13 protein-coding genes are annotated in these 16,196 nt (G+C 72.1%); 5 read left to right on the top strand and 8 right to left on the bottom strand.

Annotation, left to right across the window (positions count from 1 at the left end; translation table 11 throughout):
• Positions 1 to 75: 75 nt before the first annotated feature.
• Together ID554_RS07820 and pruA are read right to left on the bottom strand one after the other, a co-directional pair.
• Complete coding sequence (locus ID554_RS07820; RefSeq protein WP_117229386.1) at positions 76 to 591, bottom strand: PadR family transcriptional regulator; 516 nt, start codon at positions 589 to 591, stop codon at positions 76 to 78.
• A 248-nt stretch (positions 592 to 839) separates the two neighbouring features.
• Positions 840 to 2,468: an L-glutamate gamma-semialdehyde dehydrogenase gene (pruA, locus tag ID554_RS07825; protein WP_117229387.1), complete on the bottom strand. Its 1,629-nt coding sequence runs from the start codon at positions 2,466 to 2,468 to the stop codon at positions 840 to 842.
• A gap of 331 nt (positions 2,469 to 2,799) precedes the next feature.
• Here pruA and ID554_RS07830 point away from each other — a divergent pair, with 331 nt between their 5' ends.
• Positions 2,800 to 3,834 (top strand): hypothetical protein, encoded by a 1,035-nt coding sequence (locus ID554_RS07830; RefSeq protein WP_117229388.1) that lies wholly within the window; start codon positions 2,800 to 2,802, stop codon positions 3,832 to 3,834.
• A gap of 13 nt (positions 3,835 to 3,847) precedes the next feature.
• Here ID554_RS07830 and ID554_RS07835 read toward each other — a convergent pair whose 3' ends face one another.
• Positions 3,848 to 4,366, bottom strand: coding sequence for a DUF6912 family protein (locus tag ID554_RS07835; protein ID WP_117229389.1), 519 nt, complete (start codon positions 4,364 to 4,366; stop codon positions 3,848 to 3,850).
• A 211-nt stretch (positions 4,367 to 4,577) separates the two neighbouring features.
• On the opposite strand from ID554_RS07835, the gene ID554_RS07840 reads away from it, so the two are divergent.
• Positions 4,578 to 4,805, top strand: coding sequence for a helix-turn-helix domain-containing protein (locus ID554_RS07840; protein ID WP_117229390.1), 228 nt, complete (start codon positions 4,578 to 4,580; stop codon positions 4,803 to 4,805).
• A 118-nt stretch (positions 4,806 to 4,923) separates the two neighbouring features.
• Positions 4,924 to 5,580 (top strand): Rv3235 family protein, encoded by a 657-nt coding sequence (locus ID554_RS07845; RefSeq protein WP_117229391.1) that lies wholly within the window; start codon positions 4,924 to 4,926, stop codon positions 5,578 to 5,580.
• 9 nt (positions 5,581 to 5,589) lie between these two features.
• Here the strand turns inward: ID554_RS07845 and secA are convergent, their stop codons facing one another.
• The gene (secA, locus tag ID554_RS07850; RefSeq protein WP_117229392.1) at positions 5,590 to 8,517 is read right to left on the bottom strand and encodes a preprotein translocase subunit SecA; all 2,928 of its coding nucleotides are present in this window, start codon (positions 8,515 to 8,517) and stop codon (positions 5,590 to 5,592) included.
• Positions 8,518 to 8,688: 171 nt separating this feature from the next.
• Between secA and ID554_RS07855 the strand changes: the two genes are divergently transcribed.
• Positions 8,689 to 9,837, top strand: a complete 1,149-nt coding sequence (locus ID554_RS07855; protein WP_117229393.1) for a GNAT family N-acetyltransferase — start codon at positions 8,689 to 8,691, stop codon at positions 9,835 to 9,837.
• Positions 9,834 to 10,943: a GNAT family N-acetyltransferase gene (locus ID554_RS07860; RefSeq protein WP_117229394.1), complete on the top strand. Its 1,110-nt coding sequence runs from the start codon at positions 9,834 to 9,836 to the stop codon at positions 10,941 to 10,943. The genes ID554_RS07855 and ID554_RS07860 overlap by 4 nt, the downstream gene beginning before the upstream one ends.
• 93 nt (positions 10,944 to 11,036) lie before the next feature.
• Here ID554_RS07860 and hpf read toward each other — a convergent pair whose 3' ends face one another.
• From hpf to mtrB, 4 genes are all read right to left on the bottom strand, one after another.
• Positions 11,037 to 11,666, bottom strand: a complete 630-nt coding sequence (gene hpf, locus ID554_RS07865; RefSeq protein ID WP_117229395.1) for a ribosome hibernation-promoting factor, HPF/YfiA family — start codon at positions 11,664 to 11,666, stop codon at positions 11,037 to 11,039.
• 249 nt (positions 11,667 to 11,915) lie between these two features.
• Positions 11,916 to 12,578 (bottom strand): ComF family protein, encoded by a 663-nt coding sequence (locus tag ID554_RS07870; RefSeq protein WP_117229450.1) that lies wholly within the window; start codon positions 12,576 to 12,578, stop codon positions 11,916 to 11,918.
• A gap of 44 nt (positions 12,579 to 12,622) precedes the next feature.
• On the bottom strand, positions 12,623 to 14,419 hold the full coding sequence (locus tag ID554_RS07875; protein ID WP_117229396.1) for an LpqB family beta-propeller domain-containing protein: 1,797 nt from the start codon (positions 14,417 to 14,419) through the stop codon (positions 12,623 to 12,625).
• Positions 14,416 to 16,191 carry an MtrAB system histidine kinase MtrB gene (mtrB, locus tag ID554_RS07880; protein ID WP_117229397.1) on the bottom strand — a complete coding sequence of 592 codons (1,776 nt, stop codon included), beginning with the start codon at positions 16,189 to 16,191 and terminating at the stop codon, positions 14,416 to 14,418. Before mtrB ends, ID554_RS07875 begins: the two co-directional genes overlap by 4 nt.
• Positions 16,192 to 16,196 lie beyond the last annotated feature (5 nt).

The raw sequence follows: 16,196 nt of genomic DNA on the forward strand, positions 1-16,196 counted from the left end.
GACTACTGCTCGGGCGAGGAGTGAGCTTGCGAGCCCCGCAGTCCCGGGCCAAATCCAACCTGCCCGGGCGGGTCGTCAGCCGACGGGGGCGCTCTTGAGCCAGGTCAGGGCGGCTTTGTGGTAGGCCACGGCGAACTCCAACGCGCTGGCGTCGAAGTTGTCGCCTTCCTTCTTGGCGCTCTTGACCTGCTCACGGACCCTGGCCAGGGCCTCGGTGTGGTACTCGTTGGCCGCCACCTGGAGGTTCTTGAGCTGGATCGACGAGTGCAACTGCCCGAAGGCGATACGCAGGGCGATCGGGTTGCGGATGGTGTCCCGCCCGGGGTCCTCCGCGAGCCAGCGGGAGAATGTCCGCTTGCCGGCGGCCGTGATCGCGTACGGTTGACTCATCCGCGGCCCGGGTTTGCCCAGCCGGACGAAGCCCCGCTCGGCCAGCACCGGCAACTCCCGGTAGACCTGACTGCGGGTCATCGACCAGTACGGCGCCAGTCGGCGCTCGGCGGCGGCCATCAACTGGCCACCTGTCATGGGTCCCTCGTGGAGCAGCCCGAGTAGGGCCGCCGCCGTGGGGTTGACTCCGGATTCCGCCATGCCGCTTACGCTGCCACTTTGCTGAGCCGGCGTCCAGGATTTCACCGTTTCGCCACCCATTGGGGTTTCCTATGTGCACTGTCGGCGCACGACGGTGCCCCGCAGCCGCCCCACCTGCACCGTTCCGGCCACCCACACCCCCGGCACCCACCCCGATTCCAGGGCCCAGATGTTAGGAAGGGTCCCCTCCTATGCACGAGGCGTTAGAAGGGGACCCTTCCTTACATCCGGTTACGTCGTGCTACCTCTCAGCCCATGTGGGGGTATGTGTGGTCGGTGGGCGGCACGAAGGTCTCCTTGATCGTCCGGGGCGACATCCAGCGGACCAGGTTGTGCCAGGAGCCGGCCTTGTCGTTGGTGCCGCTGGCCCGGGCGCCGCCGAAGGGCTGCTGCCCGACCACCGCGCCGGTCGGCTTGTCGTTGACATAGAAGTTGCCGGCCGCGTACCGCATCTTCTCGGCCACCGCCTCGACCACCCGGCGGTCGGTGGCGAAGATCGCCCCGGTCAGGGCGTACGGGGCGATCGACTCGGCCTGGGCGACCACCTCGTCGAAGCGGGCGTCGTCGAAGACGTGCACACCGAGGATCGGGCCGAAGTACTCGGTGGTGAAGGTCTCGTGGGCGGAATCCCCGCACTCGAAGATCGTCGGGCGGACGAACCAGCCGACCGAGTCGTCGGCGGTACCGCCCGCGATGACCCGGCAGCTGTCGTCGCCGGAGATCAGCTCCAGCGCGGCGGTGTGCCGGGCGAACGCCTTGTCGTCGATGACCGCGCCGCCGAAGTTGCCGAAGTCGGTGACGTCGCCGTAGGTCAGACCGTCCGCGGTGGCGGCCAGCCGGTCGCGCAGGCCGCCCTCCCAGATCGACCGCGGCACGTACGCGCGGGAGGCCGCCGAACACTTCTGGCCCTGGTACTCGAAGGCGCCCCGGATCAGCGCGGTGTGCAGGGCGTCGACGTCGGCGCTGGAGTGCGCCACCACGAAGTCCTTGCCGCCGGTCTCACCGACCAGTCTCGGATAGCCGCGATAGCCCGCGATGTTCTCCCCGACGGTGCGCCACAGGTGCTGGAACACCTTCGTGGAGCCGGTGAAGTGGATGCCGGCCAGGTCGGGGTCGGCCAGCACCACGTCGGAGACCTCCTCGCCCCGCCCGGTGACCATGTTGATCACTCCGGGCGGCAGCCCGGCCGCCTCGAACAGCCGCATGGTGAAGTGCGCCGCGAACTGCTGGGTCGGGCCCGGCTTCCAGACCACGGTGTTGCCGAGCAGGGCCGGCGCGGAGGGCAGGTTCCCGGCGATCGCGGTGAAGTTGAACGGGGTGACCGCGTAGACAAAGCCCTCCAGCGGCCGGTGGTCGAACCGGTTCCACACCCCGGGCGAGGACATCGGCTGCTCGGCGAGCAGCTTGCGGGCGAAGTACACGTTGAACCGCAGGAAGTCGATGAACTCGCAGGCGGCGTCGATCTCGGCCTGCACGGCGGTCTTCGACTGGCCGAGCATGGTGGCCGCGTTGAGGGTGTCGCGCCACGGACCGGAGAGCAGCTCGGCGGCGCGGAGGAAGATCGCCGCGCGCTCCTCGAAGGGCAGCGCACGCCAGCCGGGTGCGGCCTCCTTGGCCGCCATGACGGCGGCCCGCGCGTCGTCCCGGGTGGCGTGGCCGGTCACCCCGAGCACGTGGGCGTGCCGGTGCGGCTGCACCACGTCGATCGGTTCACCGCCGGCCATCCGCTGCGCGCCCGCGATGGTCATCGGCAGGTCGATACGCTCGGCGGCCAGTTCGGTGAGCCGCCGTTGGAGCCGTTCCCGGTCGGTGCTGCCCGGCGCATAGGCGCGTACCGGCTCGTTGTGTGGCTCGGGTACGGAGAACACGGCGTCCATCAGGGCTCCTGGCGATCTCGACGGCAGTGGCGAAACCGTCCCGCGGCGGCGGGAGGCGGTGGCGCAACCGTCCCACGGTGGCGGGACCTCGACCAATCCTCCCACGCCCACCGCCGGTCGATCACATCTCGACCAGGTGATCACCGATGATCACGAGGCGTATTCGCCGATCCGGCATGGATTCGTACCAGGCTGACGCGTGTAGCCGAAGGAACCCAGGTTCCGGGAGTGGCGCTCAGGGTTCGGGCCTGCACCCGGACGGGACGCGTACGCTGGGTTGCCGGTGACGTACCCGGGCCAGGTCGTCGGGCCCGGCGCTGAAGGGGAGACGATGAGCGACCAGCCCGGCGGTTCGACCGCTGCGCAGCCCGATCAGGCCGAGACCGGCGACCCCGCCGCCACCGGGGCGACCGCCGGGCGGCCCCTGCGCGCTCCGGGCGGCCCGGTGCTGGCGCTGCTGGCGTTGGGCTGGCTGGCGGCGATGCTCTGGTCCACCCGGGAGGCGATCAGCTCGGCCACCGCCGGGGTCACCGCGGTCAGCCTGTCGGCGTTCGCGCTGCCCGGGGTGATCTCGGCCGCCCTGGTGGCCGGTGCCGCGGTCGGGCTGGCCGCCGCCGAGCCGGTGACCCGCCACCGGGACCGGGTGACCCTGCGATTCGCGGTGGCGGTCGGTGCCGGCCTGCTGGTCGGGATCGCCGCCGCACTCGTGATCGACCTGACCTACGTCGGCAACACGACCACCCGCACGATCGCCAGCACCACGGCCGCCGCAGCGGTCATCGGCGGCGCGCTGGCCGGTGCGCGCAACGGCGCCGTCGTCGGGGCGGTGGCCTCCGCCACGCTGGGCACGTTGCTGTTCGTGGTGGCCTTCAGCGCGGCCCGGGACCCGCTGTTCGATCTGTTCGGCGCGGGCGACAGCCAGCAGTCGCTGGTCAGCGCGGCCGCCTGGGTCTCCCGTACCGAATCGCTGCTCGCCGGGCTGATCGCCGGCGCCCTGGCCTTCGGCTACCTCACCTGGGCCCGGCGGCGGGCCGCCCGGGCCGAACAGGGCGTCACCGGGCAACGTTGGCCGGCGTACCTCGTCGCCGGGGCCGGTCCGGGGCTCCTCCTGCTGCTCGCCGAGGTGATCATCCGCATCGGCGGGCGCTCGTTGATCGACCTGGCCGCCGCGCTCAGCGAGGCGGACGCGGTGGCGCAGACCTCGCTGGGCACCTCCCGGGTGGACAACGGCATCTGGGTGCTGTTCGTCGGCGCGCTGACCGCGCTGGTCGCGTTCGGCCGCACGCTCGGCCCGGCCTCGGACGACGAGCCGGAGAGCGGCACCGAGACCACCCCCGCCGAGGGTTCGACCACCGCCGGCCGCTGAGGCACCCGCTGGCTCAGCTTCCGCCGGAGGCCGCGCGCAGCAGCAGTTCCAGCTCGCTCGGGTCGTACCACTCGAGTTCGTGGTCCTCGGCGCTGTCGACGGTGAACTGCGCGTCCGGGTCGCCGGCCAGCGCCTCCGCCACCACCTCCGCGGCGGCGGCGACGTCTGCGGCGGCGTCCGCGCCGTCCACGTGGATGGCCGCGACCGCGGCGGCCGGGACCACGCCGCCCAGCTCGACGACGCTGGACCCGAGATCGCCGTCACCTCGGCCGATCGTCGTGGCGGGCAGGTCCGCCGAGACCACCACCCGGCGGCGCGGGGCGGCGGGGTCGTGCCGGATCAGTTGCAGGGCGTCCTGGGCGGCCCGGGTGAAGGCGACGTACTCCAACTCCTCCTCGTCGCCCTCGGCGTACCACTCGCGCAACATCGGCGTCACCGCGTGCGCCTGGGTCACCTTGAGGCCGTCCTCGGAGAGCCTGGCCAGCATCGGCACGGTCGCCGGCACATAGACCCGCACTAGCTCGTCGGTCACCGGTGGTCTCCCCCGCTCTGCTCGTGAACCGGCCCCGCCGGTCTCTCCCGTACGTACGCCCAGACCGTCATACACTCCGCACCCGCTCCGGCGGAAGTTCCGACCGACCCGGGTGTGTCCGGGTCGAGGGCCGGAACACCGCGCAGCGACTGGGCTGCACCAGGTCGACAATGGCAAACTGACGCAAACGACGCCAACCCGGGGAGTTTTCGTGGAGCCGAGGTTCCTGCTCCTGTCCGACGTGGCCGCCGAGCTGAACGTGTCGGACTCGCAGGTCTACCACATGGTACGCAGCGGAGAGCTACCCGCGATCAAGATAGGTGGCCGGGGCCAGTGGCGGGTGGAGCGGGCCCGGCTGGAGGAGTACATCCAGCGTAAGTATGCGGAGACCGCCGAGTGGGTCCGGGGCAATCCGCTCACCGACCGCGAACCCGAGTAGCCACACAATCCCGCCCCGCCATTGACCGCCCCTGATCTATGCCCGAAGATGGGAGCTGTCGAAGGCAAACGAAGGAAAACGCAATCAACGACCGCTGACATCCGAGGGGCGCAGTGCGATGACCGACCTCCGGCGACCCGGGCCGACCCGTCCGCCCGTACGGCTGCGGCCCGCCCCCGCGTTCGACCCGCCGTTCCTGGACGAGGACGCCACCGGCTGGCCCGGCCCGGTGCACGGCCAGCTCGCCCTCGACCTCTTCGCCGACGCCCCAGCGTGGCCCGTCCGCCGTGAGCCCGACCGGCCACCCACCCGACGCCCCGCCCTCGGTCCCACCTCGCCGGCCGGCGACGCCGGCCCGCACACCCGCCCGGCACCGTCGGGGCCGAGGGCTGACCGAGCCCGACGACTGCCGCCCGACGCCCTGGTCACGGCCACTCCGGCGGCCACCCGGGTGGCCCACCGGTTCGTCGCGACCTGCCTGGAGGTGTTCAACGGCTTCCGGCCGCCGGTGCAGTTACGGCGTCATCTCGACCCGGCCCGCGCCGCCCACCTGCTGCCCGAGCTGGCCCGGGCCACCGCGCGAGGTGCCCCGGCCCGACGCCGGTCGACCCGACCCGGCCTCCGGCTGCGCCGACTACGCGTCTGCGAGCCGCGTCCCGCCGCCATCGAGGTCGCCGCGGTCCTCGCCGGAGCCGCCGGCCGCACCTGGGCGATGGCGCTCCGCCTGGAACACCGGCGCGGCACCTGGCTCTGCACCGACCTCCGCGTCCTCTGAGCTCCGGCGTCAACCCGCCGAGGGGCCCCCGGGGGCACCGTGGCAGCGCTTGTACTTACGACCCGAACCGCAGGGGCACGGCGCGTTGCGGGACGGCCCGTTGCCGGCACTCGCCTGCCCGGTCGGTGCCGCCTGGCGGGCCGTGCTGGCGGCCACACCGGCGCCCCGGCTGGCAGCCGAGCGCTGCGGTGCCGAGGGAGCCGTCCGACCCGGCGCCGCCGGAGCCGTCGGCGCCGGGCCACCGATGCCGAGCGCGGGGGCACGCTGGTCGTCGCGCTGCACGGCGACCGCACCGGCTCCGGCCTCCCCGTCGATGGTCGGCGCGGAGTACTGCAGGCCCTGCTGCTGCGGTGCCCGACCCAGGCCCTTGGCCCGGACCTCCACCGGCTTGTCCAGCAGCTGGACCTCCTCAGCCTCCGGCTCCGGCTCGTTGACCTGGACGTCCAGGTTGTAGAGGAAACCGACCGTCTCCTCCTTGATGCCTTCCATCATGGTGGTGAACATGGCGAAGCCCTCGCGCTGGTACTCCACCACCGGGTCACGCTGGGCGTAGGCGCGCAGCGAGATGCCCTCCTGGAGGTAGTCCATCTCGTATAGGTGCTCACGCCACTTGCGGTCGATCACCTGGAGCAGCACCATCCGTTCGAGCTGCCGGGTGCCCTCCTCGCCGAGCTGCTCCTCACGCCGGTCGTACGCGGCGTTGGCGTCGTCCCTGAGCTGCGCGACCAGGAAATCGGCGTCGACGCTGGCGCGCGAGCCGCCGGCCTCCTCCTCGAGTTCCTCGATGGTGATGCCGACCGGGTAGAGCTGCTTGAGGTTGGTCCAGAGCTGCTCGAGGTCCCAGTCCTCGACGTACCCCTCGGAGGTGGCCCCCACCACGTACGCCTCGACCACATCGTTGATCATGTTGCGGACCTGGTCGGAGAGGTCCTCGCCGTTGAGTACGCGCAGCCGCTCGGCGTAGATCACCTGGCGCTGCTTGTTCATGACCTCGTCGTACTTGAGGACGTTCTTCCGGATCTCGGCGTTCTGCCCCTCGATCTGGGCCTGCGCGCCCTTGATCTGGCGGGTGACCATCTTCGACTCGATGGGCACGTCCTCCGGGATGTTGAAGCGCTCCATCACCGCCTCGACCGCGCCGGAGCGGAACCGCTTCATCAGGTCGTCCTGGAGGGACAGGTAGAACCGCGACTCACCCGGGTCGCCCTGCCGACCGGACCGGCCACGCAGCTGGTTGTCGATCCGTCGGGACTCGTGCCGCTCGGTGCCCAGGACGTAGAGCCCGCCGGCACCGGCGACCTCCTCCGCCTCGGCGTCGCATGCCTGCTTCCACTTCGGCATGACCTCTTCGAGCGCCTTGTCGTACTCCTCGGCGTTCTCCGCCGGGTCGAGGCCACGCTGGCGCAGCTCGCTCGCGGCGAGGAACTCGGGGTTGCCGCCGAGTAGGATGTCGGTGCCTCGACCGGCCATGTTGGTGGCGACCGTGACCGCGCCCTTGCGACCCGCCTGGGCGACGATCTCCGCCTCGCGGGCGTGGAACTTCGCGTTCAGCACCGAGTGCGGGATGCCCCGGCGGCGCAGCAGCTGGGACAGGATCTCGGAGTTCTCCACCGAGACGGTGCCGACCAGCACGGGCTGCCCGGCCTGGTGCCGCTCGGCGATGTCCTCGATGACCGCGTTGAACTTGGCCTTCTCGGTCTTGTAGATGACGTCGGCGCGGTCCTCGCGGACCATCGGCCGGTGGGTCGGGATGGTCACCACGCCGACCTTGTAGACCTTGTTGAACTCGCCCGCCTCGGTCTGGGCCGTACCGGTCATGCCGGAGAGCTTGTCGTAGAGACGGAAGTAGTTCTGGAGGGTGATGGTGGCCAGGGTCTGGTTCTCCTGCTTGATCTCCACCCCCTCCTTGGCCTCGATCGCCTGGTGCATGCCCTCGTTGTAACGCCGACCGTGCAGGATGCGGCCGGTGAACTCGTCGACGATCAGGACCTCTCCGTCGCTGACGATGTAGTCCTTGTCGCGCTTGTACAGCTCCTTGGCCTTGATGGCGTTGTTCAAATAGCCGACGAGCGGGGTGTTCACCGACTCGTAGAGGTTGTCGATGCCGAGCCGGTCCTCGACCTTGGCCACACCGCGCTCGGTGACCGCGATGGTGCGCTTGGAGAAGTCGACCTCGTAGTCACCCTCGCCGTCCTTGCCCACCTGGAGGCGGGCCACCACGGCGGCGAACTCGCCGTACCAGCGGGCGGAGTGCTCGGCCGGGCCGGAGATGATCAGCGGGGTCCGGGCCTCGTCGATCAGGATCGAGTCGACCTCGTCGACCACGGCGAAGTTGTGGCCGCGCTGGACCAGCTCGTCCCTCGACCACGCCATGTTGTCGCGCAGGTAGTCGAAGCCGAACTCGTTGTTCGTGCCGTAGGTGATGTCGCACTCGTAGGCCGCGCGGTGCTCGGCGGCCGGACGGTTCGGCAGCACCACACCGACGGTGAGGCCGAGGAACTCGTGCACCCGGCCCATCCAGGCGGCGTCCCGCTGGGCCAGGTAGTCGTTCACCGTGACCACGTGCACGCCCTCGCCGGACAACGCGTTGAGATAGACCGGCATCACCGAGGTCAGGGTCTTGCCCTCACCGGTCTTCATCTCGGCGATGTTGCCGAAGTGCAGCGCCGCGCCACCCATCACCTGCACGTCGTACGGCCGCTGGCCGAGCACGCGCGCCGCCGCCTCCCGGCAGACCGCGAAGGCCTCGGGCAGCAGGTCGTCCAGGGTCTGCCCGTCGGCGAGGCGCTCCCTGAACTGCTCGGTCATGCCGCTCAGCTCTTCGTCGGTGAGGTTGACGTAGTCGTCCTCGATCGAGTTGACGGCGGCGGCGATCGCCTTGAGACGGCGGACCATGCGCCCCTCGCCCGCGCGAAGGACCTTTTCCAGAATCGACACGGATCAACGCTCCCCTAGACAGTCTCGAACCATCGTAGGCGTTCCCACGGGCCGATGGTCACTGGTGGCGGTGGTCGGCCGCCATGAAACCCGACATAACGCACCGACGGGCCGCCCGCCCCTCGGTCATCCGGTTACGCCGTGGGCGAACGATCCGGCACGATGTCTCGGATGGAGCCCGTGGAGATCGCCGAGGACGGAGTGCTGCTGCGTCCGTGGCAACCCGAGGACGCCGCCGACGTGTACCGCGCCTGCCAGGATCCGGACATCCAGCGCTGGACCACCGTACCCCGCCCGTACCGGCCGGTGGACGCCCACCGGTTCGTCGCCGAACTCGCCCCGGCGGCCTGGGCGGCCGGCACCGGAGCGCCCTTCGCCGTCTGCGACGCCATCACCGGTACGCTGCTCGGCTCCTGCGGTCTCGTCTCGATCGACCGTGGCACCGGCGAGGTCGGCTACTGGACCGCCCCGTGGGCCAGTCGACGAGGCGTGGCGGTACGCGCCACCCGGGCGGTCGCCCGCTGGGCCTTCGACGCGGTGCCGCTACGCCGCCTGATCTGGCAGGCGGAACTGGGCAACCACGCCTCCCGGCTGGTCGCGCTACGGGCCGGTTTCCGCATCGACGGTCGGCTGCGGCTGGCCGATCCGGCACCCGGGGGCCGACCGGAGGGCTGGATCGGCTCGCTCTCGCCCGACGAGATCCCGGCGCCAGGTGAGACGGGTCCGGCCGGGCCGGGCACCCTGTCGGCCCGGCGGGCGGCGGTCTTCGGCCGGCCACCGCCCGTCCTGTTCGCCACCAGCGGCGACCACGAGCTGCGGCTGCGGGCGATGGAGGAGGACGACCTCGACGCGATCGAGGCCACCTGCCGCGATCCGGAGACCCGGCGCTGGACCAGCCTCCCGACGGACTACCGGCGGCGGGACGCCGAGTCGTTCCTGGAGTACTGCCGTCAGGCGTGGGCCGGGGGCACCGCCGCCGGTTACGTGATCGCCGACCCGCAGGACCGCTACGTCGGCACGATCGACCTGCGGCTCTCCCCCACCGACCCGCTGCTGGCCGATGTCGGCTACATGACCGCGCCGTACGCCCGTGGCCGGGGCCACCAGACCGCGGCGCTGGCCGCGCTCTGCGCCTGGGGCTTCGCCGTGCTCGGCCTGGCCCGCGTGGAGTGGCGGGCCACCGTCGGCAACGTAGCCTCGCGACGGGTCGCCGAGAAGGTCGGCTTCACCGTCGAGGGCACCGCCCGACGGGCCCTCACCCATCGCGGCACCCGGGTCGACGCCTGGGTCGGCGGCCTGATCGCGGAGGACCTGGCATGACGCCGGGGAGCATCGAGACGGCGGACGTCCGACTGCGCCCGTTCCGTCCGGACGACGTCGCCGACATCGTCGCCGGGTGCGCCGACCCGCTGGTCCAGCGCTACCTCGACGGGCTGCCCAGCCCGTACACCGAGGCCGACGCCCGCTGGTGGGTCACCGAAGGCGCCCCCGCCGCCTTCGCCACCGGCGGCGCCGCGTACGCCATCGCGGATCCCGGCGACGACCGGCTGCTCGGCACGGTCGGGCTGAGTCATGCGATGCCGCAGCGCGCCCAGGCCGAGATCGGCTACTGGGTGGCGCCGTGGGCGCGCGGCCGGGGTGTCGCCACCGCCGCCACCCGGGCCCTGGCGCGGCGGGCCTTCGCCACCGGCGTCGCCCGCCTGGAGCTGGTCACCCACGTCGAGAACACGGCCAGCCAGCGGGTCGCGCTGGCCGCCGGCTTCCAACCCGAGGGGGTACGCCGCAGCGGCGGGCCGGTGCGCGGCGGTGGCCGCCGGGACCTGACCGTCTGGGTACGCCTCGCCGACGATCCGCCCGGACCGTCCCCGCGTCCGCTGCCGGACCTGCCCGACGGCCGGCTCACCGACGGGGTGGTCGTGCTGCGCCCGCTCGGTCCCGACGACGCGGACGACATGTACCGTCTGCACTCCGCGCCGGAGGTGGTGGCCAGCATGGTGCCGCCCGAGCGGCCCACGCGGGACGACGTCGACCGCCGGTGCGCCGGGGCGCAGAGTCAGTGGCTGGTCGGACGGTCCGCTGCCATGGTCATCCGGGACGCGGCCACCGACGAGTTCGTCGGCGGCTGCACACTGATCCACGAACAGCCCGCGAGCCAGGCCATGATCGGTTACAGCCTGCTGCCGGCGTGGTACGGGCGCGGGTACGCCACCCGGGCCGTCCGGCTGCTCACCCGGTGGGGGTTCGACCGCGTCGGGCTGGCCCGGCTCTGGGCGGGCACTCTTCCGGAGAACCTCGCCTCCCAGCGGGTCCTGCAGAAGGCCGGCTTCCGGCGCGAGGGTCTGCTGCGCGGGCGGCTGCCCGCCTCGGAGGGCACCCGGGCCGACTCCACGGTGTACGGGCTGCTCCGCACCGACCCGGCGGACTGAGCCCGCGGGTGGTGACCGGTCACGCCGCCTCCGGACCTGCCGCGCCGCCCCCGGAATCGGACGCTGCCCGATCCGGAGGCGACGGCGGGCCGCTCAGATGTCCAGCGAGATGATGCCGTAGTCGTAGGCGTGCCGCCGGTAGACCACGCTCGGGCGGCCGGACTCCTTGTCCTGGAACAGGTAGAAGTCGTGACCGACCAGTTCCATCTGGAAGAGGGCGTCGTCGACGGTCATCGGCTCGGCGGGGTGGACCTTCTCCCGGGCGATGTGCCAGGGCTGGTCCTCCTCGTGCTCCTCCTCCGGCCGCTCGGCCACCGCGGTGGCGGTGCCGGACTCCGCAGGCGCGGCGAGCGCGGGCAGGTCGGTCACCGGCAGGCCGGCGGTGGCGGCGGCGACCGAGATCGGCGTGTGCCGGCCACGGTGTACGCGACGCCGGTCGGCGGCGCGGCGCAGCCGGGCGTCGAGCTTGGCGATGGCCGCGTCGAGCGCGCTGTAGAAGTCGTCGGTGCCCGCCTCCGCCCGGATCACCGGGCCCCGGGAATAGCAGGTGATCTCCACCCGCTGGCAGTGATCGGCCTGACGCGGATTGCGCTCGTGGAACAGTTCCACATCAACACGAATGAGCTTGTGGTCGTAGCGTTCGATCTTCGCGAGCTTGTCTGCTACGTGCACCCGATAGTGATCCGGCACTTCGACGTTACGGCCCTTGACCACGATGTCCACGTGACCTCCTTGATCGGATGGTCTTCGATCCGAAAACCCCGGTCGCGCGTGGCGGGGACGGCCCCAGTCGGCGTCGACCGGTCAATACGGCTACGCCTCCTCTCACCGCCGGGGGTGGGTGGAATCGCCTTCCTACCCCCGACAGCCAAACGCTAACTCCTGTTTCCCCGGCAGTCACCCCCCGTCGCCAAGACCACCGGGTGATTTCCACAGCTCATACACGAAGGGGTGAAACGGAAACACAATCGGTTACGGTTGGCGCCTTCGCTCGGTCGCGGCGAGCACCACCGCCACCGACGGCGACAACCCGTGCACGGCCAGCACCCGGCTGACCGCCGCCAGGGTGGCCCCGGTGGTGACGATGTCGTCCAGCAGCACCACGCTCGCCCCGTCCGGTGCCGGACCGAGGCCGGGTCGCGCCCGGAACGCCGCCTCGGCGGCGGCCGCCCGCCCGGCACTGTCCAGCGTGACCGAGTCCGGACGCGGCGCGGCGCGCAGCGCCCGGCGGACCCGCACCGGCCAGTCCGCCTCGCGCAACCGGTGGGCACAGTGCCGGGTCAACCGGCCGAGATGGTCGCCGTACCGGGCCCGGGCGGCGGCCGGGGTGTCCGGCACGGGCACCAGCAGCACCGGGCGTACCTGGCCGAGGGCCGCCGCCACGACCTCGGCCAGCAGGGCGCCGAGCGGTCGCGCCAGGCCGTGCCGGCCGTGGTCCTTGTACGCCAGCAGGGTCTCCCGCAACGGCCCGCCGTACGGGCCCAGGGCGTGACAGGACGGCAGTCCGGGTGGGGCGGGTACCGGCCGTACCGGCCCGGGACGCAGCGCGCGTAGCGTGGCGACGCACTCCGGACACACCCCGTGCCGCAGCCCCGACCGGCGTTCCCGGCACCCGGCGCAGTCGGCGGGCAGCACCAGGTCGGTCAGGTCCGCCCAGAGCCCGCCCAGCACGGCGACGCCTAGTAGAGGAAGAAGGGCGCGGTGGGGTTGCCCGGACGCACCCCGGCGGGCGGTGGGGTGACGTCCTGGACCTGGTCCCGCACGATCCGCTCGAACGGGTTGCTGCGGTACGCGACGCCGTTGGCCTCGTACATGAACGAGCCCGGGTACGGGGAGAGTGGCATGGTGGGGTACGCGGCCAGGTGGCTCACCTCGGCACCGGCGTCCTCCCGTAGCGGGGTCTCCAGTGCGCCGTCCACACTGACGTCGTAGATCGCCGGCCGACCCGCCGAGCCGGCCACCAGCAGCCTGTTCTCCGCGCCCCAGTCGACCGCCGTCGACCGGGTCAACGAGGTGACCAGTCGCCGCGCCGGGCCGACCGTGGGCACCCCGCCCTCCCAGCTGATCGCCGCCACGTAGAGGGCGCCGTCGACGATCAGCGCGACCCGGTGTCCGTCCAGTGCCGCCGCGACCGCGCTGACCTGGCCCGGCAGGCCCAGTTGCACCGGCCGCAGCGCCGCCTGGTCGTCGAAGCGATACAGCCGGCCGTCGGCGACCACCAGCCCGTACGGGCGGCCGTGGTCGCTGCGGAGCCACACCGGCCGGCTGATCGCGGTGTGGCCTCGGGTCGGCCCGGTCACGAAGTTCTCCACCACGTCCCGGCCCCGCCCGACGCTCAGCCGTTGCTTCCCGTCCTCGCCGGCCACGACCAGCGCGGCCAGCACGTCGGGGCCGGCCCGGCGCAGCCCGGCGGAGACGATGCCGCGGTTCGCCTCGGCGGCCACCGGGACCGGCCGGTTCGGCTCGCTGGTGACGGCCAGCCCGTGGATCGCCCCGTCGTAGACGCAGTACCGGGCGGTGCCGTCGAGCGTGTACAGCGGGTTCGACGACCGCTGCCCACCCAGGTCGACCACCTTGCGGGACTGGTTCAGAATCTTGATCTCCACGGTGCCTTCCAGCTCCGGCAGGGACCAGGCCAGTTGGGTGGCGAGCTGCTCCAGACGGCCGTCGTCGGCACCGGGCATGTCCAGGTTGACCTCCCACCGGCCGTCGGCGCCGGTGGCATTGTTGATCATCTCGGTCCGGTCGGGCAGTCCGGAGGCGCCGGCCCGCAGCCACTCCGAGGGCCCTGCGGTCAGCCAGCGGACGACCTCGCTGACCCGACGTTCGGCGGGCACCACCGAGGAGAGGTACCGCTGGTCGGGCACCAGCCGGGTGCGGTCGGAGTTCCAGAAGTAGATCGACTGGGCCTGGTAGTACCGGCGCAGCGCCTCATCACTGAGCAGCAGCACGTTGGGCGGGTCGCTGACATAGAAGCCGGCGTCGTCCTGGCCCACCGGACCGGCACTGACCAGCCGGAACTCGTAGGTCGACTCGGTGGCCAGCGGCGGCACCAGCATGCCGTTGGCCCGCAGCAGGCCGACCTGCTGCACGGTGATGGTGACCTTCATGCTGTCGACGTCCGGCTCGATCACCGGGTCGTCGGTCAGGCGTACCACCGACAGCGCCACCTCGCTGCCCTGCCGCTCCTGCAGGCTGGGCTTGTCGGCTGCCGCGATGAACTGCTTCACCCGCTCGTACGCCCGGTCCGGCTCGCCTGCGGCGGCGGCCAGGAAGTTGCGCACGAACGTCTCGGCGTCGCTCCCGCTCGCGGTCCGGGTCGGCGGTTCGGTGCCGCGTCCCAGCGACCAGCTCGCCTCCGCTGCCGGTCCCCGCTGCTCGACCTGCACCTCGGAGTGGTCGGGGATGCCGCAGCCTGCGGTGAGGGTCAGTGCCAGGGCGGCACCGAGCACGCCACGGGCCACCCGACGCCTCACGATCCCACCTCCGCGCGCTGCTCGGGTGCGGGTGGCGTGGCACCGGCGCCGGTCGCCGGCGCCACGGTGAGCCCGCCGGCCGGTCCCGGGCCGATGGCCAGCAGACTTCCGGCGGGCGCACCGCCGAACGGCAGCGTCGCGTCGGCCGGCACCAGACGCAGCGGCGAGGTGGTCAACCGGTCACCGGCCCGCGCCGGCAGGGTGAGCCGGAACTGGGCGCCCTGCCCGGGCGCGCCCCACGCCTCCAGCCAGCCGCCGTGCAGCCGGGCGTCCTCCAGGCTGATCGACAGCCCCAGCCCGGTGCCGCCGGTCTGCCGGGCCCGCGACGGGTCGGCCCGCCAGAACCGGTTGAACACCAGCTTCTCCTCGCCGGGTTTGAGCCCGACGCCGTGGTCCCGGACGGTGAGCGCCACGGCGGTCTCGTCCATCCCCAGCGTGATCCGCACCGGGCGGCCCTCACCGTGCTCCACGGCGTTGCCGACCAGGTTGCGCAGCACCCGCTCGACCCGGCGCGGGTCGATCTCGGCGATCACCGGAGCGGACGGCACGTCCAGCTCGATCGTCACCCCGACCCGCTCGGCCAGCCCGGAGAGCCGGTCCACCACCCGGTGCACCACCGGCACCAGGTCGGTGGGCTCGGCGTCGAGCACCGCGAAGCCGGCGTCGAACCGGCTGATCTCCAGCAGGTCGGTCAGCAGTTCCTCGAACCGGTCCAGCTCGGCCTGGAGCAGCTCGGCGCTGCGGGCCACCGCCGGGTCGAACCCGTCCCGCTCGGCGAAGATCAGGTCGGCGGCCATCCGGACCGTGGTCAGCGGGGTACGCAGCTCGTGCGAGACGTCCGAGGTGAACCGGCGTTGCAGCCGGGACATCTCCTCCAGCCGCAGGATCTGTCGTTGCAGGTTGGTGGCCATCTGGTTGAACGAGGCGGCGAGCAGGGCCAGGTCGTCCTCGCCGTTGACCGCCATCCGCTGGTCGAGCAGGCCGGCGGAGAGCCGCTGGGCGGTCCGGGCGGCGACCCGCACCGGCAGCACCACGAGGCGGGTCACCAGCGCGGCGAGCACCCCGAGCAGCAGCACCAGGGCGACCCCGGTGGCAGCCACCGTGGCCCGCGCCTGGCCGGACGTCACGTCCTGCACCGTCAGCGGTACGAAGTAGTAGAGCTCCACCTGGCCGAACTGGGTCGGCACCGGCGTGCCGTAGACCAGGTACTTCGTGTCGTCGTCACTGGTGAGGCGGCCGGTGACGATCTGGTTGGCCACGTTGCCGTCGGTGACCGCGGTGCGCAGCTCGGGGCTGATCAGCGGCCGGACGTTCGCCGACGGCGAGGTGCGGGGCTCGATCACACCGGGGTAGTTGTCCGCGGTGAGGGCCACCACGACGCCGCTGTTCTGCTGGGGATCACCGCCGGCCAGGTAGTTGACCGTGCCGTCGATCGTCTCCTGGAGCTGGGCCTCCTGTGGCTGGCCGTAGAGGCTGAACTGCTTGGCCGCGTACTCGGCGCCGTTCATCAGCCGGAGCTGGACGTCGGCCTTGGCGTTGTCCAGCAGGATGCTGGTGATCTTGTCGGCGATGAGGTACGCGAACCCGCCCACCAGCAGGCTGGAGACCACCAGGGTGATGGTCACCACGCGCACCTGCAACGAGCGCCGCCAGGTCTGGTGCAGACCGCCGAACAACCGCGAGGCACGGCCGCTGAGCCCACGCCACAACTCCCACGCGGCACCTCGCCGGTGGGACGTCGTGTCGAGATCCGGGAGCGGGGAGTTGGTCACAGTGC

This window comes from Micromonospora craniellae (assembly GCF_014764405.1).
Taxonomy (GTDB): Bacteria; Actinomycetota; Actinomycetes; order Mycobacteriales; family Micromonosporaceae; genus Micromonospora; species Micromonospora craniellae.